This window comes from Allomuricauda sp. TY007 (assembly GCF_010468565.1).
In the GTDB taxonomy this organism is placed as follows: domain Bacteria; phylum Bacteroidota; class Bacteroidia; order Flavobacteriales; family Flavobacteriaceae; genus Flagellimonas.
The window spans coordinates 1-2044 of record NZ_WUEG01000035.1 but is presented as its reverse complement, the minus strand read 5'-3'; the positions used below and the strand labels follow the sequence as shown (position 1 = coordinate 2044).

Genomic DNA, 2044 nt, shown 5'->3' with positions numbered 1-2044 from the left:
TTGCCGTGGTGGAGAATATCGGAGTCGAACCGATGACCTCCTGCGTGCAAGGCAGGCGCTCTAGCCAGCTGAGCTAATCCCCCATCTTTCAGTTATGAGTTATTAGTTGGGAGTTATGAGTGATAACCCTGTAACTCAACTTCTAAAATTTCCTTATTCAATACTCAATGAACTTCGCACTCCGCACTTCCGTGCTTTGTACTTTTCGTAGTCTCAGGCAGACTCCCCTCGACTTCGCTCGGGATAAACTTCTCGTCCTGCTTTCGACTTGTAGTCTCAGGCAGACTCGAACTGCCGACCTCTACATTATCAGTGTAGCGCTCTAACCAGCTGAGCTATGAGACTGTCTTGGCCTTATATTGCCTTATATCAACAAAACATATCATAAACGACAGCGCAGAGGATAAAAACCACCTCGTGCGGGACAAGGTATATCCGGGCATCTCTTTCTCTAGAAAGGAGGTGTTCCAGCCGCACCTTCCGGTACGGCTACCTTGTTACGACTTAGCCCTAGTTACCGATTTTGCCCTAGGCCGCTCCTTGCGGTGACGGACTTCAGGCACTCCCGGCTTCCATGGCTTGACGGGCGGTGTGTACAAGGCCCGGGAACGTATTCACCGGATCATGGCTGATATCCGATTACTAGCGATTCCAGCTTCACGGGGCCGAGTTGCAGACCCCGATCCGAACTGTGACCGGTTTTGTAGATCCGCGCCCCCTTGCGGGGTGGCTTCCCTCTGTACCGGCCATTGTAGCACGTGTGTAGCCCAGGACGTAAGGGCCGTGATGATTTGACGTCGTCCCCACCTTCCTCGCGGTTTGCACCGGCAGTCCCGTTAGAGTCCCCATCTTGACATGCTGGCAACTAACGGTAGGGGTTGCGCTCGTTATAGGACTTAACCTGACACCTCACGGCACGAGCTGACGACAACCATGCAGCACCTTGCAGGCGGTCCGAAGAAAGGGGTGTCTCCACCCCATGCAGCCTGCATTTAAGCCCTGGTAAGGTTCCTCGCGTATCATCGAATTAAACCACATGCTCCACCGCTTGTGCGGGCCCCCGTCAATTCCTTTGAGTTTCATTCTTGCGAACGTACTCCCCAGGTGGGATACTTATCACTTTCGCTTGGCCACGGAGACCGAAGTCCCCACAGCTAGTATCCATCGTTTACGGCGTGGACTACCGGGGTATCTAATCCCGTTCGCTACCCACGCTTTCGTCCATCAGCGTCAGTACATGGTTGGCCACCTGCCTTCGCGATCGGTGTTCTATGTGATATCTATGCATTTCACCGCTACACCACATGTTCCGGCGACCCCACCATGACTCAAGACCTGCAGTATCAAAGGCAATTTTATGGTTGAGCCACAAACTTTCACCCCTGACTTACAGGCCCGCCTACGGACCCTTTAAACCCAATGATTCCGGATAACGCTCGGACCCTCCGTATTACCGCGGCTGCTGGCACGGAGTTAGCCGGTCCTTATTCTTACGGTACCGTCAGACGCCCACACGTGGGCGCATTTCTTCCCGTATAAAAGCAGTTTACAACCCATAGGGCCGTCATCCTGCACGCGGCATGGCTGGATCAGGCTCCCGCCCATTGTCCAATATTCCTCACTGCTGCCTCCCGTAGGAGTCTGGTCCGTGTCTCAGTACCAGTGTGGGGGATCCCCCTCTCAGGGCCCCTAACCATCGCTGCCTTGGTGGGCCGTTACCCCACCAACTAACTAATGGTACGCATGGCCATCCCTGTCCGATAAATCTTTAACCACATCATCATGCGATGTCGTGGTACCATGGGGCATTAATCCAAGTTTCCCTGGGCTATTCCCCTGACAGGGGCAGGTTCCATACGCGTTCCGCACCCGTGCGCCGGTCGCCGGCGGAAAAGCAAGCTTTTCCCCGCTGCCCCTCGACTTGCATGTGTTAGGCCTGCCGCTAGCGTTCATCCTGAGCCAGGATCAAACTCTTCATTGTATTTCCTTGAATGTCTGTCCGACACCCGGAAATAACCGAGTCCCTGCATCAAAATGGTTTGTT

Annotated in this window: 2 tRNA genes and 1 rRNA gene; all 3 read right to left on the bottom strand. The window is 54.1% G+C overall.

Annotated elements, in window-relative coordinates:
• Positions 1–6 precede the first annotated feature (6 nt).
• Positions 7–83: transfer RNA gene (locus tag GO009_RS17235), tRNA-Ala, on the bottom strand.
• A gap of 188 nt (positions 84–271) precedes the next feature.
• A tRNA-Ile gene (locus tag GO009_RS17230) sits at positions 272–345 on the bottom strand.
• 110 nt (positions 346–455) lie between these two features.
• A 16S ribosomal RNA gene (locus tag GO009_RS17225) occupies positions 456–1981 on the bottom strand.
• Positions 1982–2044: the final 63 nt, after the last annotated feature.